At 73.0% G+C, this 26,013-nt stretch carries 23 protein-coding genes and 1 other RNA gene; 21 read left to right on the forward strand and 3 right to left on the reverse strand.

The window, feature by feature from the left end; translation table 11 throughout:
* Positions 1-31 precede the first annotated feature (31 nt).
* Both prfB and V6D49_RS18365 read left to right on the forward strand, forming a co-directional pair.
* Positions 32-1,147 carry a peptide chain release factor 2 gene (prfB, locus tag V6D49_RS18360; RefSeq protein WP_340561154.1) on the forward strand — a complete coding sequence of 372 codons (1,116 nt, stop codon included), beginning with the start codon at positions 32-34 and terminating at the stop codon, positions 1,145-1,147.
* A gap of 311 nt (positions 1,148-1,458) precedes the next feature.
* Entirely contained in the window at positions 1,459-2,253 is a 795-nt protein-coding gene (locus V6D49_RS18365) for a hypothetical protein (protein WP_340561156.1), read from the forward strand.
* Between the two features lie 130 nt (positions 2,254-2,383).
* Here the strand turns inward: V6D49_RS18365 and V6D49_RS18370 are convergent, their stop codons facing one another.
* Entirely contained in the window at positions 2,384-2,575 is a 192-nt protein-coding gene (locus tag V6D49_RS18370; protein WP_340561158.1) for a hypothetical protein, read from the reverse strand.
* Positions 2,576-2,798: 223 nt separating this feature from the next.
* On the opposite strand from V6D49_RS18370, the gene ftsE reads away from it, so the two are divergent.
* The 5 genes from ftsE to ssrA all read left to right on the forward strand — a co-directional run bounded on the left by ftsE (position 2,799) and on the right by ssrA (position 6,624).
* Positions 2,799-3,488 (forward strand): cell division ATP-binding protein FtsE, encoded by a 690-nt coding sequence (gene ftsE / locus V6D49_RS18375; protein WP_191208167.1) that lies wholly within the window; start codon positions 2,799-2,801, stop codon positions 3,486-3,488.
* Between the two features lie 9 nt (positions 3,489-3,497).
* Positions 3,498-4,412, forward strand: coding sequence for a permease-like cell division protein FtsX (ftsX, locus tag V6D49_RS18380; RefSeq protein ID WP_340561160.1), 915 nt, complete (start codon positions 3,498-3,500; stop codon positions 4,410-4,412).
* 78 nt (positions 4,413-4,490) lie between these two features.
* Entirely contained in the window at positions 4,491-5,627 is a 1,137-nt protein-coding gene (locus tag V6D49_RS18385) for a S41 family peptidase (RefSeq protein ID WP_340561162.1), read from the forward strand.
* Between the two features lie 17 nt (positions 5,628-5,644).
* A complete protein-coding gene (gene smpB, locus V6D49_RS18390) occupies positions 5,645-6,124 on the forward strand; it encodes an SsrA-binding protein SmpB (protein ID WP_191208164.1) in 480 nt (159 codons plus the stop codon).
* 128 nt (positions 6,125-6,252) lie between these two features.
* Positions 6,253-6,624: a transfer-messenger RNA gene (ssrA, locus tag V6D49_RS18395) on the forward strand.
* A 41-nt stretch (positions 6,625-6,665) separates the two neighbouring features.
* Here the strand turns inward: ssrA and V6D49_RS18400 are convergent.
* Entirely contained in the window at positions 6,666-8,006 is a 1,341-nt protein-coding gene (locus tag V6D49_RS18400) for an MFS transporter (RefSeq protein ID WP_340561164.1), read from the reverse strand.
* A gap of 84 nt (positions 8,007-8,090) precedes the next feature.
* Here V6D49_RS18400 and V6D49_RS18405 point away from each other — a divergent pair, with 84 nt between their 5' ends.
* The 5 genes from V6D49_RS18405 (at position 8,091) to hemC (ending at position 14,267) form a co-directional block, all read left to right on the forward strand.
* On the forward strand, positions 8,091-9,047 hold the full coding sequence (locus V6D49_RS18405) for a LysR family transcriptional regulator (RefSeq protein ID WP_340561166.1): 957 nt from the start codon (positions 8,091-8,093) through the stop codon (positions 9,045-9,047).
* 241 nt (positions 9,048-9,288) lie between these two features.
* Positions 9,289-9,855, forward strand: coding sequence for a hypothetical protein (locus V6D49_RS18410; RefSeq protein ID WP_340561168.1), 567 nt, complete (start codon positions 9,289-9,291; stop codon positions 9,853-9,855).
* Positions 9,852-12,020: a bifunctional polysaccharide deacetylase/glycosyltransferase family 2 protein gene (locus V6D49_RS18415; RefSeq protein ID WP_340561170.1), complete on the forward strand. Its 2,169-nt coding sequence runs from the start codon at positions 9,852-9,854 to the stop codon at positions 12,018-12,020. The genes V6D49_RS18410 and V6D49_RS18415 overlap by 4 nt, the downstream gene beginning before the upstream one ends.
* Entirely contained in the window at positions 12,017-13,246 is a 1,230-nt protein-coding gene (locus V6D49_RS18420; RefSeq protein WP_340561172.1) for an acyltransferase family protein, read from the forward strand. The genes V6D49_RS18415 and V6D49_RS18420 overlap by 4 nt, the downstream gene beginning before the upstream one ends.
* A 91-nt stretch (positions 13,247-13,337) precedes the next feature.
* Entirely contained in the window at positions 13,338-14,267 is a 930-nt protein-coding gene (gene hemC / locus V6D49_RS18425; protein ID WP_340561174.1) for a hydroxymethylbilane synthase, read from the forward strand.
* Here hemC and V6D49_RS18430 read toward each other — a convergent pair.
* Complete coding sequence (locus V6D49_RS18430) at positions 14,245-14,916, reverse strand: formylglycine-generating enzyme family protein (RefSeq protein ID WP_340561176.1); 672 nt, start codon at positions 14,914-14,916, stop codon at positions 14,245-14,247. The two genes, hemC and V6D49_RS18430, sit on opposite strands and share 23 nt — an antisense overlap.
* A 393-nt stretch (positions 14,917-15,309) precedes the next feature.
* On the opposite strand from V6D49_RS18430, the gene V6D49_RS18435 reads away from it, so the two are divergent.
* The 9 genes from V6D49_RS18435 (at position 15,310) to V6D49_RS18475 (ending at position 26,011) form a co-directional block, all read left to right on the forward strand.
* A complete protein-coding gene (locus V6D49_RS18435) occupies positions 15,310-15,609 on the forward strand; it encodes a GNAT family N-acetyltransferase (protein WP_340561178.1) in 300 nt (99 codons plus the stop codon).
* Positions 15,610-15,941: 332 nt separating this feature from the next.
* A complete protein-coding gene (locus V6D49_RS18440; RefSeq protein ID WP_340561180.1) occupies positions 15,942-16,871 on the forward strand; it encodes a hypothetical protein in 930 nt (309 codons plus the stop codon).
* Between the two features lie 98 nt (positions 16,872-16,969).
* Complete coding sequence (locus V6D49_RS18445) at positions 16,970-18,373, forward strand: nitrate/nitrite transporter (RefSeq protein ID WP_340561182.1); 1,404 nt, start codon at positions 16,970-16,972, stop codon at positions 18,371-18,373.
* A gap of 217 nt (positions 18,374-18,590) precedes the next feature.
* Positions 18,591-19,715, forward strand: a complete 1,125-nt coding sequence (locus V6D49_RS18450; RefSeq protein ID WP_340561184.1) for a uroporphyrinogen-III synthase — start codon at positions 18,591-18,593, stop codon at positions 19,713-19,715.
* A gap of 106 nt (positions 19,716-19,821) precedes the next feature.
* Complete coding sequence (locus V6D49_RS18455) at positions 19,822-20,361, forward strand: sigma-70 family RNA polymerase sigma factor (RefSeq protein WP_445330546.1); 540 nt, start codon at positions 19,822-19,824, stop codon at positions 20,359-20,361.
* Positions 20,358-21,068 (forward strand): zf-HC2 domain-containing protein, encoded by a 711-nt coding sequence (locus tag V6D49_RS18460; RefSeq protein ID WP_340561188.1) that lies wholly within the window; start codon positions 20,358-20,360, stop codon positions 21,066-21,068. Before V6D49_RS18455 ends, V6D49_RS18460 begins: the two co-directional genes overlap by 4 nt.
* A gap of 80 nt (positions 21,069-21,148) precedes the next feature.
* Positions 21,149-23,518, forward strand: coding sequence for a HelD family protein (locus V6D49_RS18465; RefSeq protein ID WP_445330652.1), 2,370 nt, complete (start codon positions 21,149-21,151; stop codon positions 23,516-23,518).
* A 400-nt stretch (positions 23,519-23,918) separates the two neighbouring features.
* A complete protein-coding gene (locus V6D49_RS18470) occupies positions 23,919-25,331 on the forward strand; it encodes an NAD-dependent malic enzyme (protein WP_340561192.1) in 1,413 nt (470 codons plus the stop codon).
* Positions 25,332-25,729: 398 nt separating this feature from the next.
* Positions 25,730-26,011 (forward strand): HU family DNA-binding protein, encoded by a 282-nt coding sequence (locus tag V6D49_RS18475; RefSeq protein WP_191208147.1) that lies wholly within the window; start codon positions 25,730-25,732, stop codon positions 26,009-26,011.
* The last annotated feature ends 2 nt before the right edge of the window (positions 26,012-26,013 follow it).

Consider the following 26,013-nt stretch of genomic DNA (forward strand, 5'->3'; position numbering starts at 1 on the left):
CACCGTCCGGTCAGCCGGTAGGCTGGTGGGCGTGGCAGTCGTCGATGTATCCGAAGAGCTGAAGTCCCTCGCCTCGACCATGGAGTCGATCGAGGCCGTGATCGACCTCGACAAGATGAGGGCCGACATCGCCGTGCTCGAAGAGCAGGCGGCGGCCCCCTCGCTGTGGGACGACCCCGACAACGCGCAGAAGGTCACCAGCAAGCTGGCCTACCTCCAGGGCCAGCTGCGCAAGGTCGAGGAGTTGCACAGCCGGATCGAGGACACCGGTGTGCTCTTCGAACTGGCCGACGGCGAGGACGACGCCGACGCCCGCGCGGAGGCCGAGAGCGAGCTGGCGACGGTGCGCAAGGCCGTCGAGGAGCTGGAGATCCGCACGCTGCTCTCCGGCGAGTACGACGAGCGCGAGGCCATGGTCAGCATCCGGGCCGAGGCCGGCGGCGTGGACGCCGCGGACTTCGCGGAACAGCTCCAGCGCATGTACCTGCGCTGGGCGGAGCGCCGGGGCTACCCCACGGAGGTCCTGGACACCTCCTACGCGGAGGAGGCGGGCATCAAGTCCACCACCTTCTCCGTGAAGGCCCCCTACGCGTACGGCACGCTCTCCGTCGAGCAGGGCACGCACCGGATGGTGCGCATCTCGCCCTTCGACAACCAGGGCCGCCGCCAGACGTCCTTCGCGGGCGTCGAGGTGATGCCCGTCGTGGAGCAGACCGACCACATCGACATCCCGGAGAACGAGATCCGCGTCGACGTGTTCCGCTCCTCGGGCCCCGGCGGGCAGTCCGTCAACACCACGGACTCGGCGGTCCGGATGACGCACATCCCGACCGGGATCGTCGTCTCCTGCCAGAACGAGAAGTCGCAGATCCAGAACCGCGCCGCGGCGCTGCGCGTGCTCCAGTCCCGGCTGCTGGCCCACCGCCGGGCCGAGGAGCAGGCGAAGATGGACGCGCTCAAGAGCGACGGCGGCAACTCCTGGGGCAACCAGATGCGTTCGTACGTCCTCCAGCCGTACCAGATGGTCAAGGACCTGCGGACGGACCACGAGGTGGGCAATCCCCAGGGCGTACTCGACGGCGACATCGACGGGTTCCTGGAGGCCGGTATTCGCTGGCGCAAGCAGCAGGAGTCCCCGGCGAGCTGACGGTCGGTACGGCGGGCGGGTGTTGCATGGCTCACACCGGCCCGTCATTGTCGACAAGTGGTCGTTGCAGCCGGACATTTCGTCCGGCCGTCGCTTGACGCTGCTGTGAAAACTGGGAAAGCTGTTCGCTCAGCAGGCGTGTGTCAGGGACGTGTGCAGATGAGGGGGCGCGTGGGAAGCCCGGTCCGTCGAAGTGGCCGTGGGCTCCCGTGCTGAAGGTCCCCGGCACCATGAGCGCCCGGTACCGCTGCTCCATGACGAAGAGCTACTGGGGGTAGTTGGTAGTGACCAATTCCAAGACGCGAGTGCGCGTGGCACGGGTCATCGCGGGGACGGTGTTCGCCGCCGGTGCCTCGCTGACCGTCGCCGGCGTCGCGCAGGCCGCCGGGGGCAACGGCGGCACGGGGGAGAGCGTCGCCACGCAGGACGGCGACAGCCTGATCGACCTCGACGTCGAGGTCATCGAAGGGGCCGATGGCGGGGACGACCCGGGCGACCCGACTCCCGAGACCAACGGCGGCACGTCCGACGGCGGTGCTGACGGCGGTGCCGCCGATGGTGGCGCTGACGGTGGCGCGGCTGACGGCGGTGCCGACGGTGGCGCTGACGGTGGCGCGGCCGACGGTGGTGCCGATGGTGGCGCGGCCGACGGTGGCGCCGACGGCGGGGCGGCTGACGGTGGTGCCGATGGTGGCGCGGCCGACGGTGGCGCCGACGGCGGGGCGGCTGACGGTGGCGCTGACGGTGGCGCGGCTGACGGTGGTGCCTCCGGCAACAACGGTGGCTCGGGCAACAACGGTGGCTCGGGCAACAACGGTGGTTCCGGTGACACCGGCGACACCGATGGTGACGAGCCGCAGGGTGCGGGTGGCAGCAGCGGCGAGCAGCCGCAGGGTACCGGTGGTGCCCAGGAGGACATCACCACCCCCGAGCAGAAGCCGCAGCCGCAGCAGCCGGCCACCCCGCAGGGTGGCGGCGAGGAGCTGGCCGAGACCGGTGCGGCGGAGACGACGTTCCTGCTCGTCGGCGCCGCGACGATGATCGCCGGCGGCGTGGGCTTCCGCATGCTGCCCCGGCTGATGACCCGCAACGGCGCGGCCGCCTGATCCACGGGCGGTGTCACACCGCGCACAGGGCCCGGACACCCAGGGTGTCCGGGCCCTCGCGGTGTTCCGGTCGCCGTGTGCGCGGCCCGGCGTCAGCGGCGACGCGTCGTGCGGGCCGGGCCGACCGTTGTCAGAAGGCCATCTCCCGGGCCGCGAGGGCCACGGAGAGCAGGGCCACGAGGAGCGCGAGCAGCATGGCGGGCGTCAGCGCCGCCGAGAGGCCGTCCCGGTGCTGGCGCGCCCGCTGGGCTCGGCACACGGAACAGCGGGCCTCGTTCACCGGACCCGCGCAGTTGGCGCACACCAGTCGGTCGCATGTCATGCGATCTCCTCCTCTTTCGCGCCAACGCCCTCGCGGAGTGATTCGTTCCCCAAGGGTTGCTCCGCTTTCCACTCTGCCAGGATTCGTCCGCCGACGCATACGTGCGCAAAACCGGAGCCGGGCTGCCGCGTGACGACCGCTTCGCGTAGGGTCAGCCCACTGACACAGGAGCCGCACCGCGGCCCCCGATGCCCCTCTACCCAGGCCGACGTGGTGTAAATCAGTGATCCGATTCGACAGTGTCTCGAAGACGTACCCGAGGCAGGCCCGCCCCGCCCTCCGCGACGTGTCGCTGGAGATCGAGCGCGGTGAGTTCGTCTTCCTCGTGGGCTCCTCAGGTTCCGGCAAGTCGACCTTCCTGCGGCTCGTGCTGCGGGAGGAACGGGCGAGCCACGGCCAGGTCCACGTCCTCGGCAAGGACCTGGGCCGGTTGTCCAACTGGAAGGTGCCGCAGATGCGGCGCCAGTTGGGCACGGTGTTCCAGGACTTCCGGCTCCTGCCCAACAAGACGGTGGGGGAGAACGTCGCCTTCGCCCTGGAAGTGATCGGCAGGTCGCGCGGCCAGATCCGCAAGACGGTTCCGGAGGTCCTGGAACTCGTGGGTCTGGGCGGTAAGGAGGACCGGATGCCGGGCGAGCTGTCCGGTGGTGAGCAGCAGCGTGTCGCCATCGCCCGCGCGTTCGTCAACCGGCCGATGCTGCTGATCGCGGACGAGCCCACGGGCAACCTGGACCCGCAGACCTCGGTCGGCATCATGAAGCTGCTCGACCGCATCAACCGCACCGGTACGACGGTCATCATGGCGACCCACGACCAGCAGATCGTCGACCAGATGCGCAAGCGCGTGATCGAACTCGAACAGGGCCGTCTCGTGCGCGACCAGTCGCGTGGCGTCTACGGCTATCAGCACTGAAAGGACGCCATGCGCGGCCAGTTCGTTCTGTCGGAGATCTTCACCGGCCTTCGCCGCAACCTCACGATGACCTTCGCGGTGATCGTCTCCGTCGGTATCTCACTCGCCCTGCTGGGTTCGTCGCTGCTCGCCAACCAGCAGGTCAGCGCGATGAAGGGCTATTGGTACGACAAGGTCCAGGTCGCGATCTACCTCTGCAACAAGAACGACGCGGAGAACGACCCCCAGCACTGCGACCGGGGCGCCGTCACCGGCCAGCAGAAGCGGGAGATCGAGGCGGACCTCAAGAAGCTGGACGTCGTCGAGAAGGTCTACTACGAGCCGAAGGAGGAGGCGTTCAAGCACTACCAGGAGCAGTTCAAGGACTCTCCGCTCGCCTCGTCGCTCACTCCGGACCAGATGCAGGAGAGCTTCCGGGTCAAGCTCAAGGACCCGACCAAGTACGACGTCATCGCCAGCGCCTTCGGCGGCCGGGCCGGCGTGCAGGAGGTCCAGGACCAGCGGGCGTTGCTGGAACCCTTGTTCGGCCTGCTCGACGGTATGAACAAGGCCGCCCTCTTCGTCATGGCGCTGATGCTCGTGGTGGCGATGCTGCTGATCGTCAACACGGTGCGGGTCTCGGCGTTCAGCCGCCGCCGCGAGACGGGGATCATGCGGTTGGTGGGCGCGTCGAGCTTCTACATCCAGATGCCGTTCATCCTGGAGGCGGCCATCGCCGGGCTGATCGGCGCGGCTCTGGCCTGCGGAATGCTGCTGCTCGGGAAGTACGCGCTGATCGACCAGTTCCTGGCGGAGCAGATCCAGGTGGTCAACTTCGTGGGCTACGACGCCGTCCTGCAGCAGTTGCCGTGGGTCGTGGGCGTCGGTCTGCTGATGCCGTCGTTGGCCGCCTTCCTCACGTTGCGCAAGTACCTCAACGTGTGAACCGGGTGTGAGATAGAACGCGGGCGCCGTACGGTCAAGCCGCCGTGCTTCGGCCCGTGCTGTCCTAGACTCCGCCTCATGTCGGGCTCGTGGATGTTCGTCCAGCCCCGCCGCATCGGCCGCGGGGCTGCACTGCCGCTGGTCTTCGCGGGGGTGCTGCTGACAGGCTTCGCCACCGGTTCCTGGACCACGGACCAGGCGCCGGGGGACGACGGCGGCAAAGGCCCCGGGGCCCCGGTCGGCGCCGTCGCCGAGCCCCGCGGGGCGAACGACGCGCAGGAGGCCGTCAGCCGCAGCGGCGACCGCTGGTCGGCGGCGTACACCGCGCGGGAGTACGAGGGGCTGCGGCAGGCGCTGGACGGCCGCTACGTGGGCGTCGGCATCGCGGTGCGCGGTGCCGGTGACGGCGTGGTCGTCGCCCGGGTGACGCCGGACAGCCCCGCCGAGGACGCCGGTGTGCGTCCCGGTGACCGGCTGCGCACGATCGACGGCCGCGACGTCACCGGGCTGCCCGTCACCGAGGTGGTGGCCCGGCTGCGCGGGGACGAGGAGGCGGCCCCGGTCGGGAGCGCCGTCGAGCTGGGGCTGGCACGCGGGCAGCACGCGTGGGCCGAGCTGCTGGAGCGGGCCCGCCTGGCGACGGACCCGGTGACCGTCGCGCACCCGTCCGAGGGGATCACCCGGCTGAAGGTCAGCGCCTTCACCAGCGGCGCCGGCGAGGCGCTGCGCGAGGCCGTCGAAGCCCTCCCGCCCGGTCAGGGCGTCCTGCTGGACCTGCGCGGCAACCCGGGCGGGCTGCTGCTGGAGGCCACCGAGGCCGCCTCCGTCTTCCTCGACGGCGGTCTGGTGGCCACCTACGGCGAGGGTGAGGGCCAGCGGGCCCTGCACGCCGAGCGCGGCGGTGACACGGAGCGTCCGCTGGTGGTCCTGGTCGACGGGGGCTCGATGAGCGCGGCCGAGCTGCTCGCCGGGGCTCTCCAGGACCGGGGGCGGGCCCTGGTCGTCGGCAGCCCCACGTTCGGCAAGGGGTCGGTGCAGGTGCCGCAGGAACAGCCCGACGGGTCCGTGGCGGAGCTGACCGTCGGCCAGTACGCGACGCCGGGCGGCCGCACGATGGAGGGCGTCGGACTCGTGCCCGACGTCGCCGTGGGCGAGGGGGAGGACGCGCTGGACAAGGGCCTGACGGTATTGAGTGGCCTCGCCGCCCGGGCGTGAGGAACAATGGCCCGGCTATGGCTAAAGAGACCGGTCGCAAACTCATCGCGCAGCACAAGAAGGCCCGGCACGACTACCTGATCCTGGACACGTACGAGTGCGGACTCGTGCTGACGGGTACCGAGGTGAAGTCGCTGCGCCAGGGCCGCGCGTCCCTGGTCGACGGATTCGCCCAGCTGGACGGAGGGGAGATGTGGCTGCACAACGTCCACATCCCCGAGTACAGCCAGGGCACGTGGACGAACCACAGTGCCCGCCGCAAGCGGAAGCTGCTGATGCACCGGGCCGAGATCGACAAGCTCACGGGCAAGCTCCAGGAGAGCGGCCTCACGCTGGTGCCCCTGGCGCTGTACTTCAAGGACGGCCGGGCCAAGATCGAGCTCGCGCTCGCCCGGGGCAAGCGCGAGTACGACAAGCGGCAGACGCTGCGGGAGAAGCAGGACCGCCGGGAGGCGGAGCGGGCGATCTCCGCCGCGCGCCGCCGCGCCCGCCGCTGAGAGGCGCGCCGTCGGCCCGGTCCGGGCGCGCGCGGGAATGCAGTGGCTGTCGTGCGGGTTGATCCCGTACGATGGGCGACAGCAGTGCCGCGCGGGGTCCGCCCCTCGCGGGGTTGTCAACTGAACATGGGGATGATCGGTTTCGACAGCGGATGTCGAGATAGGGGAAGCGAGCCGAGGAACGCGGCAATGATCTCGCTAACCATGTGCCGCAAAAAAATAATCGCCAACTCCAAGCGCGATTCCTTCGCCCTCGCTGCCTGAGCAGCGACCTGCGAAGTGTCAGCCCGGGTGCGTTCCCGACCCGGTTCCTGGCATCAGCTAGGGAACTCACCGCGTAGACCCGGTCACGGGGTCTGCCGGGACATCTCACAGTGACTGAGCCCGTCGGCAGCTTGTCTGCGTGACTGCCGGGGCTGAGAAAAGCACAGCAGACTGCGCTCGGAGAAGCCCTGTCTCCGCACCGTTGGACGCGGGTTCGATTCCCGCCATCTCCACTGTCCACGAAGGCCCTCGCCGTCCGGCGAGGGCCTTCGTGCGTTCACCGACCGGCCGGTGCGGCCCTCGGGGCCCGCCGGGCCCGTACGCCTCGTGCGCGCCGCAGGGCCCGCAGGGCGGCGCTCACGGCGGCCGCCACGGCGGCCGTGAGCGCGGCGGCGGCGGGCACGGTGAAGGCCGTGCCCCCGTCGGTGTGCTCCGCGGCCCAGCCGCCGAGGGCGGCGCCGAGGGCCACGCCACCCAGGAGGGCGGTGACGGCGAGCGTCATGCCCTCGTTGAGGCGGCTCGGCGGGACGGTCGCCTGGACGATCCCCATGCCGGTGACCATCGTCGGGGCCGTGGCCATGCCCGCCAGCAGCAGGGCCGGGGCCAGGACGGCGAGGCTGCCGGTGCCGGCGGCGGCCAGGGGCAGGGTCATGAGGCAGGCCATCGCCGTCACGCACACCACGAAGCGGCGACCGGGGGCGGTGGCCGGCGGGGCGAGACCGTACAGCAGCCCGGCGGCGCAGGAACCCGCCGCCTGGAGTCCGAGGACGAGCCCGGCCAGCCCGCGCTGCCCCTGGGCGTCGGCGAAGGCGATGGTGGCCACCTCCAGGGAGCCGAACACCGCCCCCGTGGCGAGGAACGTCACCAGGAGCGCGGGCATGCCCGGCCGCCGCAGGGGGCCGCGTCCGGCCGTGGTATCCCGGGCGGCGACGGGCGGTTCGGTGCGGCGCTGTGCGGCGAAGATCAGCGTGCCGGTCAGGAGCAGCGCCGCACCCGACAGTGTTCCGGCGTACGGGCTGACCGTGACGCACAGGAAGGTGGCGAGGACCGGGCCCGCCATGAAGCAGAGTTCGTCGGCGGCCTGTTCGAAGGAGTTGGCGGTGTGCCGGGCGGCGGCGTCGCCCGCGAAGAGGTGCGTCCAGCGGGCGCGGGCCATGCCGCCCAGGTTCGGCATGGTGGCACAGGCGGCGTAGGCGGCGAAGAGCGTCCAGGCCGGGGCGTCGGCGCGGACGCACAGGACGAGCGCCAGCTGGGCGGCGACGGCCACCGAGACGGCCGGCACGGCGACGCGTGCCTGGCCGAAGCGGTCCACGAGCCGGGCCGTGAGCGGGCCGACGACGGCCGTCGCGCCGAGCCCCACGGCCGTGACGGCACCGGCCAGCGCGTACGAGTCGCGGGTCATGGCGATCATCAGGACGGCCGAGACGGTGAACATCCCCATCGGCATCCGCGCGATGAGGTTGCCCGTGGTGAAGGCCTTCGTGCCCGGCCGGGCGAACAGGCGCGCGTAGGGGGCGAGGCGGGAGGGCCGGCGCGGGCGGCGGCGCGGCGGCCGGGGCCCGAGGTCGACGGCGACGAGGGTGGTCCCGGAGACGGCCAGCAGGGTGGTGGACGGCATGCGTTCACCCTGGCCGGGGCCGCTCGGTGGCGTCCAACACCTGATGACTGGCCATTCACCCACCGGTGTTGTCAATATGGGCCGATGCCCCACACCCCCGACCCCCGGCTGCTGCGCGCGTTCGTCGCCGTCGCCGAGGAACTGCACTTCACCCGCGCCGCCGCCCGGCTGTTCGTGGCGCAGCAGGCGCTGAGCCGCGACGTGCGGCGCCTGGAGCGGGAACTGGCCGTGCCGCTGTTCCTCCGCACGACGCGGCAGGTGACGCTCACGGCCGACGGTGAACGGCTGCTGCCGCACGCCCGGCGGGTCCTGACGGCGTACGACGAACTGGTCGCCGCCGCGTCCGACGGCGACCGCCCGCTGGTCGTGGACGTCGCCGCGCCGGTCAGCACGGGGCAGCGGGTGCTGGACGCGGCCCGGGAGGCGGCGCCCGAGCTGGAGTTCGTGGCCCGCTTCCACAGCGGACTCGCGGGAGCGGCGGCCGGGATCGTCGCCGGGGCCGTCGACGTGTCGTTCGGGAGGGTCGCCGGGCTCGACCCCGCGCTGCGGGCGCACGTCGACCACCGACTCGTCCGTCACGAGCGGGTCGCCGTGCTGCTCCCGGAGGGTCACCGGCTCGCCGCCCGCACGGCCGTACCCGTCGCGGAACTCGCCGGGGAGACGCTCTACGCGGGCGCGGGCAACGCGGACACGGCCGAGTGGACGGACTACGCCCGGCTGCTCCTCGCCGGGCGCGGCGCCCGGCTCGCGCCGCCGTTCCCGAAGATCGAGGGGGACGCCGAGTTCGTCCGCGTCGTCCGCCGCCGGGGCTGGTCCGTGCTGGCGAGCGAGGTGTTCGTCGACGTCCCCGGCATGGTGCTGCGCCCGCTGACGGACCCGGTGCCGCTCTCGCCGGTGTCGGTGGTGTGGCGGCGGGGACTGCGGCACCCCGGGCTGACGGCCCTGCTGACGGCCGGGGCTCGGCTGTCCGCGCGGGAGGGGTGGCTCGTGCGTCCGCCGCATTCCTGGCTGCCCGCGGCTGACGAGGCGCTCGGAAATTGAGAGTCCGCAGTGACCCGTGGTGTCATCGGATCGTCATGTGATGTGCGCGTCCGATGAGTGATACGTCGGACTTGTGTGCGGGGATGTGCGGTAGATTCAGCGCGACGCGGTGTTTGAGGGCGGGCAGGCGCCGGGCGAAAGATCCGGCGCGGCAACGGTTCGGAACGTACCTAGCGGGCGAACGGCACCTACAGGGCAACCCTCGGCAGAGCGCTCGGTCGTCGAGGGGTGCACACAGATCATGAGCCTGAACTCTCCTGTCTTCGTGGACAGCAGCGGGCGCAGACGGCGAACGCTGCGCCGTGTCGGCTGGCTGCTCGGGATCGCCTGCGCCTGCTACGCCGTCGTGCTGGGGGTCAGCCTCGCGGGCGGGAACGCCAGCGCTCCCTGGTTGCCCATCTCCGGGCAGAACGACACCGGTTCGGACAAGATCGTCATACCGGACGACGCCGAGCCCGAGGAGAGCCCCACCCCCGCCGCCTCCGAGCAGGTCGCCACCGAGCCCCGCGAAACCGCCGCCGACCCCGTGGTGCCCGCCGAACCCGCGCCCCCGGCCGACCCGGAACCCGCCCGGCCCTCCGACCGGACGCCCGTACCCCCCGAGGCGGAGGACGACGCCGAGCCGGAGCCCGCCGAGAGCCCCGAGCCGGAGACCCAGCCCGGAACGCCCGCCGACGAGGACCCGCCGCCGGACGACGAAGCCCCGCAGGAGGAGCCGTCGCCCACCGCCGAGGAGTCGGACGATCCGGGCGGAGCGGGCGAACCCGACGGGTCGCAGTCCGGCGACGGCGCCCAGGCGGACCGATGACCAAGGCCGCCCACAGGCGGCAGCGCGGTCCGCGCCGCCTGCCGCTGCGCTACCTGCTGCCCTCGCTCGTCCTCGTCGCCGTCGTGGCGATGATGCTCCTGCGCGGTTACGTCCACAGCGAGTTCCTCGCCGACCACCGGGTCGGCGCGCCCACCGCGCAGGACGAGGTACCGCAGGAGGTGCTGGAGGGCGGGCCCGTCATCGACGCCCGGGGGTCCGAACCGACGACGCACCGCGTCCCGGACCGCACCATCGTGCTGACCTTCGACGACGGCCCCGACCCCGTCTGGACGCCGCAGGTCCTCGACGAACTGGCCCGTTACGACGCCCGTGGCGTCTTCTTCATCACCGGTGCCATGGCGGCCCGCCACCCCGACCTCGTCCGGCGCATGGTCGACGAGGGACACGAGATCGGCCTGCACACCTTCAACCACCCGGACCTGGACCTCCAGACCCGGGACCGCATCGACTGGGAGCTGGCGCAGAACCAGCTCTCCCTCGCCGGAGCGGCCGGTATCCGCACCTCCCTCTTCCGCCCGCCCTACTCCTCCCACTCGTACGCGCTGGACAACAACTCGTGGGAGGTCACCCGCTACATCGGTGGCCGGGGCTACATCACCGCCCTCAACGACACCGACAGCAAGGACTGGGCCCGTCCCGGCGTGGACGCGATCATCGAGAACGCCATGCCGAAGGAGGAGGACGCGGGGGCGATCGTCCTCCTGCACGACGCCGGCGGCGACCGCTCCCAGACGGTGGCGGCCCTCGGCCGGATGCTCCCCGAGCTCCGGGACCGCGGCTACCGGTTCACCAACCTCACCGAGGCCCTGGGCACCCGCAGCGCCCACACGGAGGTGAGCGGCGTCGAGCTGTGGAAGGGCAAGGCGTTCGTCGGTGCCGTCACCGTCTCGAAGAACGCCATGGGCATCCTCACCGTGCTCCTCGCGGTCATCGGCACCCTGGTCTTCGCCCGCTTCGCCATGATGCTCCTCCTGTCGTTCCTGCACGCCCGCCGCGTCCGCCGGCCCGACTTCTCCTGGGGCCCGCCGGTCACCGAACCGGTCACCGTGCTCGTCCCCGCCTACAACGAGCGCAAGTGCATCGCCAACACCGTGCGCTCCCTCGCGCAGAGCGACCACCCGGTCGAGGTCATCGTCATCGACGACGGCTCCAGCGACGGCACGGCCGACGTGGTGGAGGCCATGGCCGTCCCCGGCGTGCGCGTCGTGCGGCAGCCCAACGGCGGCAAGCCCGCCGCCCTCAACAACGGCATCGCCCACGCCAGCCACGACATCGTCGTCATGATGGACGGCGACACCGTCTTCGAGCCCTCCACGGTGCGCGAGCTGGTGCAGCCCTTCGGCGACCCGGAGGTCGGAGCCGTCGCGGGCAACGCCAAGGTCGGCAACCGCGACACGCTCATCGGCGCCTGGCAGCACATCGAGTACGTCATGGGATTCAACCTCGACCGCCGCCTGTACGACGTGCTGCGCTGCATGCCCACCATCCCCGGCGCCGTCGGAGCCTTCCGCCGCACGGCGCTGGAGCGCGTCGGCGGCATGAGCGACGACACGCTGGCCGAGGACACCGACATCACCATGGCGCTGCACCGCGACGGATGGCGCGTCGTGTACGCCGAGAACGCCCGTGCCTGGACGGAGGCGCCCGAGTCCGTGCAGCAGCTGTGGTCCCAGCGCTACCGCTGGAGCTACGGCACGATGCAGGCCATCTGGAAGCACCGCCGCGCGCTCGTCGAACGCGGTGCCTCGGGACGGTTCGGACGGGTCGGGCTGCCGCTGGTGTCGGCGTTCATGGTCGTCGCGCCGCTGCTCGCCCCGCTCATCGACGTCTTCCTCCTCTACGGCATCATCTTCGGCCCGACCGGCAAGACGGTCCTGGCCTGGCTCGGCGTCCTCGGCATCCAGGCGCTCTGCGCCGCCTACGCCTTCCGCCTGGACCGCGAGAAGATGACGCACCTGCTGTCACTGCCGCTCCAGCAGATCCTCTACCGCCAGCTCATGTACGTCGTCCTCCTCCAGTCCTGGATCACCGCACTGACCGGTGGCCGACTGCGCTGGCAGAAGCTCCGCCGCACCGGCGCGGTCGACGCGGCGCCGGCGGCGGGGGGCCGCACCGAACCGCGAGAGACGAGTCCCGTCGCATGACCGCCACCGTGCCCCCGCCCGGCCACCGGGCGGGGCCGACGCAGGACGTGCCCGCGTCCCCCGCCGAGGCGCAGCCCGCTGACGCGCACCCCGCTGACGCGCACCCCGCTGACGCGTCCTTTGCCGCGCCGCGCGACCGCTACCTGGACCTCCTGCGGGCGCTCGCGCTGCTGCGGGTCGTCGTCTACCACACCTTCGGGTGGGCGTGGCTGACGTTCCTCTTCCCGTCGATGGGCGTGATGTTCGCGCTCGCCGGTTCGCTGATGGCCCGTTCACTGAGGCGCCCGGCGCCCGGCGTCATCAAGCGGCGCGTCCGGCGGCTGCTGCTGCCCCTGTGGCTGTACGGCGTGCTGGTCCTGAGCATGCTCTTCTACCAGGGCTGGGGCCCGGCCAAGGGGGAGGAGGTCTGGTTCTGGGTACGGCTGCTGTGCTGGGTCGTGCCCGTCGGCTCCCCGCCCTTCCCCTGGCACATCGGCGACGAGGGCGGGCTGCTCTCCGACACCTGGGCCGTGCAGGCGGCCGCGCCGCTGTGGTACCTGCGGGCCTACTTCTGGTTCGTGCTGCTCTCCCCGCTGCTGCTGTGGTGCTTCCGCAGGCTTCTCTGGGTGACGCTGCTCGCCCCCCTCGGCCTCACCGCGCTGCTCGGCACCGGGCTGGTGGAGATCCCCGGCCAGACCGGCCACGCGGTCGTCGACTTCGTGACCTTCGGCTCCTGCTGGGTCCTGGGCTTCGCCCACCACGACGGGCTCCTCAGACGCATCCCCGCCTACATCGCACCTTCCCTCGCGCCCCTGTTCATGGCCGTCGGCCTGTGGTGGGCCGCCGGCCATCCGGGCGCCGACGGCATGGATCTCAACGACATCCCGCTCGCCCAGGCCCTGTGGTCCTTCGGTTTCTGCGTCCTGCTGCTGCGGATCAGTCCGTCCTGGGAGCGGCTGCCGGAGCGGCTGGCCCGCTGGGACAAACCGATCACGCTCGCCAACAGCCGCGCAGTGACGCTGTACCTGTGGCACGAGATCGCGCTCATCGCCTCGATCCCGCTGCTGGACCCGCTGTGGGACATCCCCGGTGTCTGGCCCACCCACGCCGAGCTGTTGACCAGCCTCTATCCGCCGCTGATGTTCGTGCTGGTCTGGCCGCTCGTCGCGCTCTTCATCGTGGCCGTCGGCTGGGCGGAGGACGTCGCCGCCCGCCGTCGTCCACGGCTGTGGCCGGTACGGCGCTGAGCCGCACCCGGAGGCCGAACGCGGCGGCGCGGACCACCCGTTCGGCACGGTCCGGGAGCGTCGGCCGGCTCCGGAGCCTAGCGTTGCGGGCGTGGCCCCCGAGCTGATCCGCATCGCCACCCGCTCCTCCCCGATGGCCCTGGCCCAGGTGGAACGGGTCCGGCGCGAGCTGGCGAAGCTGTTCCCCCGGACGGCGACGAAGGTCGTGCCCGTCACCGCCTACGGCGACCGCTGGACGGGCAACCTCGCCACCCTCGGCGGCAAGGCCGCCTTCACCCGAGAGGTGGACGCCACCCTGCTGGACGGCGACGCCGATGTCGCCGTCCACTGCATGAAGGACGTCCCGGGCGACCGGCCGCTCCCCGACGGCACCGTCTTCGCCGCGTGGATGCGGCGCGAGGACCCCCGCGACGCGCTCGTCCACCCCGGCGGGCTGACCCTGGACGAGTTGCCGTCGTGCACCCGGATCGGCACCTCGTCCGTGCGCCGGGCGGCCCAGCTCGCCGCCTCCCACCCGCGCCTGCGCCGCGTGCCGATCCGGGGGAACGTGGGCCGGCGGCTGGAGAAGCTGGACGAGGACCGGGTGGACGCCCTCGTCCTCGCCGTCTGCGGCCTCGACCGCGTCGGCGCCTCCGCCCGCATCGCCCAGGTCCTCCCCGTCGAGACGATGTGCCCGCCGCTCGGCGCGGGCGTCCTCGGCCTCCAGTGCCGCGAGGGGGACGAGCCGGTGGCCAGCGCCATGAGGGCGCTCGGCGATCCGGCGACCGCCCGGGAGATGGTCGCCGAACGCGCCCTGCTCGCCGCCCTGCGGGGCCACTGCAACACCCCCGTCGCCGGTTACGCCCGGGCGGCCGCGTCGGGCGAGGTGTACCTGCACGCCCGCGTCTTCACCCCGGACGGCACGACCGTGCTGCACGCGGAGGAGTCCTCCACCACCGGCCCGGCCGAGCTCGGCCTCAGCGTGGCCGACGCCCTCCTCGCCCGGGGTGCCCGCGCGCTCATCGACGCGATCCCGCACTGACGTCCCGCGCCGGGCGGGCGAGACGGAAGCCCACGTCGTCGAGGCGGAGGTCGGGGTGGCTGCGCCGCCGCACGGAGGCCCGGCAGCTCCAGTGCTCGTCGAACCAGCCGCCGCCCCGGAGCACCCGGTACTCCCCGTAGACCTCGGCGTCGTAGACGTCCCAGCACCACTCCCAGACGGTGCCGAGCATGTCGTACAGCCCCCAGGCGTTGGGCCGCTTCCCGCCGACCTCGGGCAGCCGCTCGCCGGCGTTGCGCCGGTACCAGGCGACGTCGTCCAGCGGGCCGTACCGGGGGCCCTCGGTGCCCGCGCGGCAGGCGTGCTCCCACTCCGCCTCGGTGGGCAGCCGGTAGCCGTCGGCGCCGGTGTCCCGGACGACGCGCTCCCCGCCGGGGAGCGGCCGGTAGGCGGGCACGAGCCCCTCCTGCGCCGAGAGGGCGTTGCAGAAGGCGACGGCGTCCCGCCACGAGACGCTCTCCACCGGCAGCCGGTCGCCCTGTGCGGCGGCCGGCCGTGCTCCGGCGACCCGGGCGTAGAGGTCCTGGGTGACGGGCACCGGCGCGAGGCGGAACGGCCGGACGTCCACCGTCCAACTCCGTTGCGTACGCCGGTCCGAGAGCGTCACCCGGCCCGCCGGGACGGTGATCACGGGGCCGCTCCCACGGTGGCGTCCGCGCGCAGTACGGCTGGGGGTTCCGGTGCCATGGGCCGCACGCTCGCACACCCCGAGTCCCCACCGCACCCCCATATCCCCGGGGCCCGAAGCCGGTCACCGGCCACTGGCCCTGGTCGGCCCGCGCCGCGCCTGCCGGGGCGCCCCTGCGTGCCTCGCCGTGGGGGACGGGCGGGCGTAGCCTGGAAGGGCAAGCCTCCCCGAGGATGTGAGGAGGTGGCGTGATCCAGATGTGGCGGAGCGCTGCTGGGCCGCGTCGGCGGGGGACGTGAGGACCGGTCTTCAGCAGGGCACGGAAATCCCCGACACCGCGACCCCGCGCGTGCGGGGTCGCGGTCTGCGCGGGCGCACGCACGCAAGGAGGCCGACGTGGACGTCGATGTCGTCAACGCCACCGGTCCGCACCGGTTCGAAGCCCGTCTCGGCGAACGGATCACCGGAGTGGTCGCCTACCGGGACCGGGGCCGGGTGCGGGAGCTGATCCACACCGAAGTGGACGCCGAGTTCGAGGGGCAGGGCGTCGCCAGCGACCTGACGCGCGGAGCCCTCGACTCCATCCGCTCCGAGGGCCGGCTCGTTCGGCCCACCTGCCCGTACGTGACCGGGTGGCTCTCCCGCCACCAGGACTACCAGGACCTGGTGGCCTCCGGCCCGGGGGCGCGGGCGTAGCGGCCCCGCCCCACGTCCGACACGGGTCTCGCGGTGGTTCGTCCCGGTGTGTGTGCCGGGTCGGCCACCGAGGGCGTGCAGACCCTTGCCGTCGGCGACGAACTGATGATTTCCTGTCACTCGTGTGGCGCCCCTGTGATGATCAGCGGGCGACAACGGGCCCGACCTGACCAGTCGTCGGCCTGTCGACCCAATAGCGGAGACGTCATGACCACGCTTGTGGCGGTCGGGGGAGCGAACACCGACCACGCCCGAATCCGGCGCGCACGCGCCCACCTGACGGACGCTCGGGGGCCCGTCAGATGAAACCGCCACCCCCCACGCCCACGGCCTTGCTCCTCAACCCCCGCGGTGAGGCCGTACGGGCGGCCCGCGCGGTCGGGGCCCGGACCCTCGTGGTCGGCCCCGACCTCGCGGCTCCGGGGATGCGGCGCACCCTCGCCGAGGCCGACGAGGCCGTGGAGTGCGACTGGAGCGACACCCGGCGCCTGCTCAACGTGCTGCGGCCGTTCAGCGGCATGCCCCAGACGTCCGTCTTCGGCTTCGACGCGGCGTCCGCGCTGCACGCCTCCTACGCGAACGCGATCCTGCGCCTTCCGGGTAATCCGCCCGGCGTGCTACGCGCGTTGACCGAACCGGCCGCCCTGCGGGAGCTCGCCAACCGCTACACCCCCTACCCGGTGCGGGCCGAGCGGTGCGACGCGGCCGGGCTGGTCGACGCCGCCCGGCGCACCGGCTTCCCCTGCGTCGTCCGCCCCTCGACGGGCCGGGCCCGCCTCCTGCACACCCCTGCGGACGCCGAGGCGCTCGCCGTCCCCTTCGCCGCCGCGCCGGAGACGGGCCCCCTGCTGGTGGAGGAATGCCTCGACGGCCCGGCGTACGACGTCTGCGCGCACTCCTACGGCGGCGCCCACACCGTGCACAGCGTGGCGCCCGCGGGCCGGTCCGCCGCCTGCGGGGGCCCCGGCGGAGACCCCTGTGCGGCCCCCGGCGGGACGGACGGCCTCCCCGAAGTGCCCGCCCCGGCCGGCCTGCGTCCGGACGTCCTGCGCGCCGTCCGACGACTGGTCACGGTGACGCTGGAGGCCGTCGACCACCAGGTGGGCCTCACGCACGCCACCGTCGTGCAGACCGCCCAGGGGCCCCGGCTGCTCGCGGCGGGTCCCGGCCCCGTGCCCGGCGCCGAGTGCTCCCTGTACGAGCTGGCCGTCACCGCCGTGCTCGGGCTGCCCCGGCCCGCTCACCAAGCGGCCGTCGGGTAGGTGAGCGGGAGGTTTCGCCCGTGTCACGTCCCGCCACAGGCCCGAAACCCGTGCGCTCTACTCTCGGTCCCGATGACGACGTGTGACGAGGAGGCGACGTGAGGACAGATTCTGACAGCCCGCGCAGAGGCCGGTGGATCGATCACTGGGAGCCCGAGGACGAGACGTTCTGGCGGGAGAAGGGCGCCCGGATCGCACGCCGCAACCTGCTCTTCTCCGTGCTCTCCGAGCACATCGGCTTCTCCATATGGACCCTGTGGTCGGTGCTGGTCCTTTTCATGGGGCCCGAGTACGGGATCGACGCGGCCGGCAAGTTCTTCCTGGTCGGCATGGCCACGCTCGTCGGCGCGTTCGTCCGCGTGCCCTACACCTTCGCCGTCGCCCGCTTCGGCGGCCGGAACTGGACGGTGATCGCCGCGTCGCTCCTGCTGGTGCCGGGCGTCGCGGCCTACGTCGTCATGGAGCCCGGCACGTCGTACACGACCTTCATGCTGGTGGCGCTGCTGACGGGCGTCGGCGGCGGGAACTTCGCCTCCTCGATGACCAACATCAACGCGTTCTACCCGCTGCGCAGGAAGGGCTGGGCGCTCGGCCTCAACGCGGGCGGCGGCAACGTGGGCGTGCCGGTGATCCAGCTCGTCGCCCTCGCCGTCATCGCCACGGCGGGCGCCGGGCAGCCGCGCGTGCTGCTGGCGATCTACCTGCCGCTCGTCGTCGTCGCCGCCGCCTGCGCCTGGCTGTTCATGGACAACCTGAGCGTCATGCAGAACGACACCGGCGCCGCTCGGGAGTCCGTGCGCGACCGGCACACCTGGATTATGTCCTTCCTGTACGTCGGCACGTTCGGTTCGTTCATCGGATACAGCTTCGCGTTCGGCCTCGTGCTCCAGAACCAGTTCGACCGCACCCCTCTCCAGGCCGCCTCGCTGACGTTCATCGGCCCGCTCCTCGGCTCGCTCATCCGCCCGCTCGGCGGCTCGCTCGCCGACCGCTACGGCGGCGCCCGCATCACCCTGTGGAACTTCGCCGGCATGGCCGCCGCGACCGTGGTGATCATCCTGGCGTCCGTCCAGGAGTCGCTGCCCGTCTTCCTCGGCGGCTTCATCGTCCTGTTCGTCCTCACCGGTGTGGGCAACGGCTCCACCTACAAGATGATCCCCGGCATCTACCACGCCAAGGCCCTCGCCCTCGGCCTCACCGGTGAGGAAGCCGCCCGCTACGGCCGCCGACTCTCGGGGGCGGCCATCGGACTCATCGGAGCGGTCGGTGCCGTCGGCGGCCTGGGCATCAACCTGGCCTTCCGCCAGTCCTTCCTCTCCACCGGCACGGGCATCAGCGCCTTCACCGCCTTCCTGATCTTCTACGGCCTGTGCTTCGCCGTCACCTGGACCGTCTACCTCCGCCGTCCGGGCGCCACCGGCCGACGTCCGGCGGCCTTGGGCACGGTAACGGCCGACCGAGCGGACGCGGCCGACGAGCGTCCCACCTACGCACGGGTCTGACCGGTCCGGCCACACCGGCGCCACACCGGCGCCGCACCGGCGCCGCACCGGGACCGCCGGGAGGGGCCGTCACTCCGGCGGTGCCGCCGACCACGACCCGACGAACGGCGGAACCCCCGCGTAACAGGCGGGAAACGCGGTGGAACCGAGCCTGTCACGCGGCACGGGCAGGCTCGGTTCCACGGTGTGCGACCCCAGGGGACGAGGACCACTTCCCATGCAAGAACCCACGCACGACATCAAGCCCCTCGCGGGCTTCACGATCGGCGTCACGGCGGCCCGCCGGGCCGAGGAGCTGATCGCGCTCCTCGAACGCCGGGGCGCCGTGGTGCAGCACGCCCCCGCCCTGCGCATCGTGCCGCTCACCGACGACTCCGAACTGCTCAGCACCACCGAGCGGCTCCTGGCCGCCGCCCCCGACACCGTCATCGCCACCACCGCCATCGGCTTCCGCGGCTGGATCGAGGCGGCCCACGGATGGGGCCTGGGCGAGGAGCTGCTCGCCCGCCTCGACGGCGTCGAGCTGCTGGCCCGGGGGCCCAAGGTGCGCGGCGCGATCCGCGCCGCCGGGCTGACCGAGACGTGGTACCCGGAGTCGGAGTCGATGGCCGAGGTCCGGGCACGGCTGCTGGCCCAGGGGGTGGAAGGCCGCCGCATCGCGGTCCAGCTGCACGGCGAGCCCCTGCCGGGGTTCAGCGAGGCGCTGCGCTCGGCGGGCGCCGAGGTCGTGCCCGTCCCCGTCTACCGGTGGCTGCCGCCGGAGGACCCGACCACGCTCGACCGGCTGATCGACGCCCTCCGCGCCCGGGCCCTGGACGCCGTCACCTTCACCAGTGCCCCCGCCGCCCTGTCCCTGCTGCGGCGGTCGGAGGAGCGCGGACTGCGTGAGGAGGTGCTGGAGGCGCTGCGCGAGGACGTGCTCCCCGCCTGCGTCGGCCCCGTGACGGCGGCGGTCCTGGAACGGCACGACGTCCCGACCTCCCAGCCCGAACGCTTCCGCCTCGGACCGCTCGTGCAGCTGCTGTGCGCGGAACTGCCCGGCTCGGTGCGGCCGTTGCCCGTGGGCGGGCGGTGGCTGGAGATCCGCGGCCACGCCGTCGTCGTCGACGGCGAGCTGCGCCCCGTCCCGCCCGCCGGGATGGCGCTGCTGGGCGCGCTGGCCGCCCGGCCCGGCTGGGTGGTGCCGCGCGCCGACCTCCTGCGGGCGCTGCCGGGCGCGGGCCGCGACGAGCACGCCGTCGAGACGGCCATGGCCCGGCTGCGCACCGCGCTGGGCGCGCCCAAGCTGATCCAGACCGTCGTCAAGCGCGGCTACCGCCTGGCCGTCGACGCCCCCGGGTGACCGATCCGCGGCCCACCGGCTGAACGGAGGGCGTGCGCCGCCCGTATGCAAGGGTGGGCGCGGAACGCGCCAAGAAAGCACACGTCGTATCGACCGGGGGCGCACTGTGAGTGAGGATGCCGTCGTGGCCGACCGAACGTCGCAGGACGACGCCCTCATGCGAGCCCTCTACGACGAACACGCCGGACCGCTGCTGGCGTTCGTGCTGCGCCTGGTCGGCGGCGACCGCCACCGTGCCGAGGACGTCGTGCAGGAGACGCTGCTGCGCGCCTGGCGCAACGCCGAACAGCTCCAGCGGGCCACCGGGTCGGTGCGGCCGTGGCTGGTGACGGTCGCCCGCCGCATCGTCATCGACGGTCACCGCAACCGGAAGGCCCGGCCGCAGGAGGTGGACGCCACCCCCCTCGAGGCGATCCCGGCCGCCGACGAGATCGACCGCGCGCTGCGGCTCATGACGATCTCCGAGGCCATGGCCGACCTCACCGACGCCCATCGCGAGGCGCTGGTGGAGACGTATTTCAAGGGCCGCACCGTGAACGAGGCGGCCGAGGTGCTCCGGGTGCCGCCCGGTACCGTCCGGTCCCGGGTCTTCTACGCGCTGCGCTCGATGAAGCTCTCGCTGGAGGAGAAGGGGGTGACGGCATGACCGCCGCGGACCCGCACGCGCACCACTCGGACGTCGGTGCCTACGCCATCGGTGTGCTGGACCCCGCCGACGCGGCGCGCTTCGAGGAGCACCTGGCCGTGTGCAGCGCCTGCGGGCGTGAGCTGGAGGAGCTGCTGGGCCTCGGTCCCGTGCTCGCCGAGTACGCACAGGACGCCCCGGACACCGACACGCTCACCGCCCGCCCCGGTCCGGGGCTGCTGGAGGGGCTGCTCCGCGACGTCGCGGCCACCGCGCGGCGGCGGCGCGGACGGCGGCTCGCGCTGGTCGCGGCGGCCGTCGTCCTGCTCGTCGCCGGTCCGGTCGCCGGCGCCGCCTGGAGCGAGCGGGACGGCACCCCGGCGCAGGCGCGCGGTGCGGCCGAGGTCGTCTTCGCCGACGGCGACAAGCTGACCGCCACCGACCCCGGCACCCGCGTCGCCGCCACCGTCTCCACCGTGCCGCGCGCCTGGGGCACCGAGATCGCCGTGCGGCTCGCCGGCGTCACCGGGCCGCAGACCTGCGGCCTCGTGGCCGTCGGCAAGGACGGGACCGAGCAGACGGTCACCACGTGGTCCGTGCCCGCCGGTGGCTACGGCTGGGAGGAACCGCACCTGTACGTGGGCGGCGCCGCCTACGACCGGTCCGAGATCGCCCGCTTCGAGGTGCGCACCCTGGACGGGGAGCACCTCGTCACCGTCCCCGGCTGAGCGGCGTCCCGCCCGTCGCCGCAGCTCACCCCGGGTCGTCGTGCGTGCGCAGGGGGGCCCGGGTCGCGTACGGTGGACGGCTGCCCTGGACACAGCGGAAGGGGGCCCTTGCGTTGGAGGCGCAGGACACCGGCGTGCGGGAACGCGAGATCCACGCCGAGCAGAACCACCTGGACGCGGTCTACCGCCGTCTGGAGGAGAAGATCCACGACGCCGAGTTCCTGATGGCCGACGCGGGCCGGCGCGCCCAGGTCGGCACGCCCGGCGCGCTCGCCGAACGGGACGCCCAGGTGTTCCGCGCCGGCGTCCACCTGAACCGGCTCAACAGCGAGTTCGAGGACTTCCTCTTCGGCCGCATCGACCTCCTGGACGGCAAGGACGGGGAGCGGGGCCCCGACGGCGCCTACACCTCCGTCGAGCCCGCCGAGGGGGCCGTGCGTCCGGACCTGACCGCCGACATCGCCGAGACGCTGCACATCGGCCGGATCGGCGTGCTCGACGCCGACTACGCCCCGCTCGTCATCGACTGGCGCGCCCCCGCCGCCGCCCCCTTCTACCGGGCCACCCCCGTCGCCCCGGGCCGCGTCGTCCGCCGCCGGGTCATCCGGTCCCGGGGCCGCCGGGTCCTCGGCGTCGAGGACGACCTGCTGCGGCCGGAACTGACCGCCCGACTCGACGGCGAGGAACTGCCCGCCGTCGGCGACGGCGCGCTCATGGCCGCGCTCGGCCGCGCCCGCGGCCACACCATGCGGGACATCGTCGCCTCCATCCAGGCCGAGCAGGACGAGGTCATCCGGGCCCCGGCCGCGTCCGTCACCGAGGTGGAGGGCGGACCGGGCACGGGCAAGACGGCCGTCGCCCTGCACCGGGCGGCTTACCTGCTCTACCAGGACCGGCGCCGGTACGCGGGAGGCATCCTCGTCGTCAGCCCCACCCCGCTGCTCGTCTCCTACACCGAGGGCGTGCTGCCCTCGCTCGGGGAGGAGGGGCAGGTGGCGATCCGGGCGCTCGGCTCCCTCGTCGACGGCGCGGAGGCCGAGGCCCACGACCCCATGGACGTCGCACGGATCAAGGGCTCCGGCCGGATGACGAAGGTGCTGCGCCGCGCCGCGCGGGGCACGCTGGAGCGGGCCGGCGGGCCCGGGGCGGCGGCCGGACTGCGGGTCGTCGTCTTCGGCGCCCGCGTCGAGCTGGACGCCGAGGAGCTGCGCGCCGTCCGCACGGCCGCACTCGGCGGCACCGCGCCGGTGAACCTGCTGCGCCCCCGCGCCCGCAAGCTGCTGCTCGACGCGCTGTGGGAGAAGGCGGGCGGGCCCGTGCGTCACCCGCCGGGCAGCGACCCGGAGCTGGCCGCCGAGGCGCGGCAGGCGTTCGACGAGGACGTCACGGAGGAGGAGCCCTTCCAGGAGTTCCTGGCCGCCTGGTGGCCGGAGCTGACGCCCCGGCTTGTGCTCGCCGCCCTGCGTGACGAGCGGCGGCTCGGCCGCTGGGCGCGCCGGGTGCTCCAGCCCCGCGAGGTGCGCAGGCTCGCCCGCTCGCTGTCCCGGCTGGACGCCGCCGGGCGGGGGCCGCTCTCCGTGCACGACGTCGCGCTGCTGGACGAGCTCCAGCAGGTCCTCGGCGCCCCGGCGCGGCCGAAGAAGCGGGAGATGGACCCGCTGGACCAGTTCACCGGCCTGGCCGAGCTGACCACGGCCGCCGACCGCGACCCCACACGCCGGGCGGCCCGCGCCGAGCGGGCGGGGGAGGACCGCCGCGACTACGCCCACGTCATCGTGGACGAGGCGCAGGACCTCACCCCCATGCAGTGGCGCATGGTGGGCCGGCGCGGACGGCAGGCGACGTGGACGGTCGTCGGCGATCCGGCGCAGTCCTCCTGGTCGGACCAGGACGACGCGGCCGAGGCGCGGCGGGAGGCCCTCGGCACGCGCCCCCGGCGGCGGTTCGAGCTGACCGTCAACTACCGCAACCCGTCGGAGATCGCCGAGCTGGCCTCGCGCGTCCTGGCCCTGGCCATGCCGGGCACGCAACCGCCGAAGGCGGTGCGCTCCACCGGCCTCGTGCCCCGCTTCGCCGTCGTCGGCGGCTCCGGCGGCTCCGGCGGTCGTCCCGGCGGCCTCGGCGACGCGGTGCGCCGGGAGGCGGGGCGGCTGCTCGACGAGGTGGAGGGCACGGTCGGCGTGGTCGTCCCCATGGCCGCGCGGGAGCGGGCGGGCCGCTGGCTGGCCGGCCTCGGCGACCGGGTCGTCGCGCTCGGCAGCCTGGAGGCGAAGGGGCTGGAGTACGACGCGACGCTCGTCGTGACGCCGGCCGAGATCGCCGACGAGTCCCCGGCCGGGCTGCGGGTGCTCTACGTCGCCCTCACCCGGGCCACGCAGCGGCTGACGATCCTCTCCGGCGAGCGTGACCTGCCGGACGCGGACGGGGTGCCGGACCTGCTGCGGGAGTAGCGGCGGCTTCGGTCCGGGAGGCGCGGAACGACGTGAGGCGGGCCCCGTGGGGGCCCGCCTCACGTGCGCGGTCAGGTGGCGCCGACCCGCCAGCTCGCCTCGCGGCAAGTGGTCGCTCGTAGCGACGATGGTTGGGCCCGGGGGCATGGATCGGGCCGACGCCACGTCCAGGCTAACAAACGGGATTCCCTTGTGGGCAAGGCCGGTTGTGCACCCGGTCACGGAAGGCCCCGAACGGAAGCGGTGCGGGGGAGGGGCTTCCGTCGGCACACTTCCTCTCGTATCGTGGAATAATATTTCCGAATCAAGGTCCGCTTACCGCATACCCGGAGGTAGGTGCGACGATTCGGAGGCAAACGCGCACCCGCGAAGCGTATGAGGGAAAGCAGAGGAAGTCGGCATGGCAACGGCGCCCAGCGTCTCCTACTCGATGACCGTCCGGCTGGAGGTTCCGGTCGGCGGCTCGGCGGTCAGTCAGATCACCACCGTCGTGGAGTCGTCCGGAGGTCACGTCACCGCCCTTGACGTCACCGCGTCCGGCCACGAGCGGCTGCGCATCGACGTCACGGTCGCCGCGACCTCGACCGACCACGCCGCACGCATCGTGGACAAGCTCGGTGAGATCGACGGCGTCACGCTCGGCAAGGTCTCCGACCGCACGTTCCTCATGCACCTCGGCGGCAAGATCGAGATGTCGTCCAAGCACCCCATTCGCAATCGCGACGACCTCTCGATGATCTACACCCCCGGTGTCGCCCGCGTCTGCACGCAGATCGCGGAGAACCCCGAGGACGCCCGGCGGCTGACGATCAAGCGCAACAGCGTCGCCGTCGTCACCGACGGCTCGGCCGTCCTGGGTCTGGGCAACATCGGCCCGCAGGCGGCGCTGCCCGTCATGGAGGGCAAGGCCGCCCTCTTCAAGCGGTTCGCCGGGATCGACGCCTGGCCGCTGTGCCTGGACACCCAGGACACCGACGCCATCGTCGCGATCGTCAAGGCCATCGCCCCCGGCTTCGCGGGCATCAACCTGGAGGACATCTCGGCCCCCCGCTGCTTCGAGATCGAGGCCCGGCTGCGCGAGGCCCTGGACATCCCCGTCTTCCACGACGACCAGCACGGCACCGCCATCGTCGTGCTCGCCTCACTGCACAACGCGCTGCGCGTCGTCGGCAAGGCGATCGGCGACGTGCGGGTGGTCATGTCCGGCGCCGGGGCCGCCGGCACCGCCATCCTGAAGCTGCTCATGGCGGCCGGCGTCAAGCACGCCGTCGTGTGCGACATCAACGGCGTCGTGCACTGCGAGCGCGACGACCTCAAGGGGGCCGACGGCGGCACCGCGCTGCGCTGGATCGCCGACAACACCAACCCCGAGGGCGTCACCGGCACGCTCAAGGAGGCCGTGGCGGGCGCGGACGTCTTCATCGGCGTCTCGGCCCCCGACGTGCTCTCCGCCGAGGACGTCGCGGCGATGGCCGAGGGCGCCATCGTCTTCGCGCTCGCCAACCCGGACCCGGAGATCGACCCGGCCGTGGCGCGCCGGACCGCCGCCGTCGTGGCCACCGGCCGCTCCGACTTCCCCAACCAGATCAACAACGTCCTCGTCTTCCCCGGCGTCTTCCGGGGTCTGCTGGACGCCCAGTCCCACACCGTGACCGACGGGATGATGCTGGCGGCGGCCCGCGCCCTGGCCGACGTCGTGGGCGAGGACGAGCTGAACGCGAACTACATCATTCCGAGCGTCTTCAACGAGAAGGTCTCCGGCGCGGTGGCGGACGCCGTCCGGGAGGCCGCGAAGGCGGCGCCGGCGATCTGACCCGGACGGCCGCGGGCCGGCGGGCTGGCCCGGACGGCCGCGGGCCGTCCGGGGGGGGGCGGTGCCCCGCGTCCGGGTGAACCCCGCACGGGGTTCACCCCGGGGCGTCGGGGCGCCCTGCGGCGCGGGGGAACGGCGCGTCGCGGGATGACGGGCGGTACCGCACCCGTAGGGTTGCGGGCGGACAAAGCCTGCGGAACGTCAGCGCGACGGGACGGCGGAGCTTTTCGTGTGACGCGACGGCCCCGGATTGGCTTTCCCGCCACTGGTGCGGGCAGGATGCGTGCCGGGCGCGAGGGTCTGGGAGCAGACCCCGGGTCGCGGCACTGTCCGAGGGCCCTGGCAGCATCGGCTTCGTCTCACGCCTCAACGGCAAGAAGAACACGGGAGTAACACACATGAACCGCACTGAGCTGGTGGCCGCCCTGGCCGACCGCGCCGAGGTGACCCGCAAGGACGCCGACGCCGTTCTGGCCGCCTTCGCCGAGACCGTCGGCGAGGTCGTCGCGAAGGGCGACGAGAAGGTCACCATCCCGGGTTTCCTCACCTTTGAGCGCACCCACCGTGCCGCTCGCACCGCCCGCAACCCGCAGACCGGTGACCCCATCCAGATCCCGGCCGGCTACAGCGTCAAGGTGTCCGCGGGCTCGAAGCTGAAGGAAGCCGCCAAGGGCAAGTAACC

It is taken from the genome of Streptomyces sp. GSL17-111 (genome assembly GCF_037911585.1).
GTDB lineage: Bacteria > Actinomycetota > Actinomycetes > Streptomycetales > Streptomycetaceae > Streptomyces.

What these genes read in the sequence shown, in the direction of transcription:
- V6D49_RS18370 (WP_340561158.1), bottom strand. Translation starts at nt 2,575, where the DNA reads ATGACATGCGACCGACTGGTGTGCGCCAACTGCGCGGGTCCGGTGAAC.
- ftsX (WP_340561160.1), top strand. Translation starts at nt 3,498, where the DNA reads ATGCGCGGCCAGTTCGTTCTGTCGGAGATCTTCACCGGCCTTCGCCGC.
- V6D49_RS18385 (WP_340561162.1), top strand. Translation starts at nt 4,491, where the DNA reads ATGTCGGGCTCGTGGATGTTCGTCCAGCCCCGCCGCATCGGCCGCGGG.
- smpB (WP_191208164.1), top strand. Translation starts at nt 5,645, where the DNA reads ATGGCTAAAGAGACCGGTCGCAAACTCATCGCGCAGCACAAGAAGGCC.
- V6D49_RS18400 (WP_340561164.1), bottom strand. Translation starts at nt 8,006, where the DNA reads ATGCCGTCCACCACCCTGCTGGCCGTCTCCGGGACCACCCTCGTCGCC.
- V6D49_RS18405 (WP_340561166.1), top strand. Translation starts at nt 8,091, where the DNA reads ATGCCCCACACCCCCGACCCCCGGCTGCTGCGCGCGTTCGTCGCCGTC.
- V6D49_RS18410 (WP_340561168.1), top strand. Translation starts at nt 9,289, where the DNA reads ATGAGCCTGAACTCTCCTGTCTTCGTGGACAGCAGCGGGCGCAGACGG.
- V6D49_RS18415 (WP_340561170.1), top strand. Translation starts at nt 9,852, where the DNA reads ATGACCAAGGCCGCCCACAGGCGGCAGCGCGGTCCGCGCCGCCTGCCG.
- V6D49_RS18420 (WP_340561172.1), top strand. Translation starts at nt 12,017, where the DNA reads ATGACCGCCACCGTGCCCCCGCCCGGCCACCGGGCGGGGCCGACGCAG.
- V6D49_RS18450 (WP_340561184.1), top strand. Translation starts at nt 18,591, where the DNA reads ATGCAAGAACCCACGCACGACATCAAGCCCCTCGCGGGCTTCACGATC.
- V6D49_RS18460 (WP_340561188.1), top strand. Translation starts at nt 20,358, where the DNA reads ATGACCGCCGCGGACCCGCACGCGCACCACTCGGACGTCGGTGCCTAC.
- V6D49_RS18470 (WP_340561192.1), top strand. Translation starts at nt 23,919, where the DNA reads ATGGCAACGGCGCCCAGCGTCTCCTACTCGATGACCGTCCGGCTGGAG.
- V6D49_RS18475 (WP_191208147.1), top strand. Translation starts at nt 25,730, where the DNA reads ATGAACCGCACTGAGCTGGTGGCCGCCCTGGCCGACCGCGCCGAGGTG.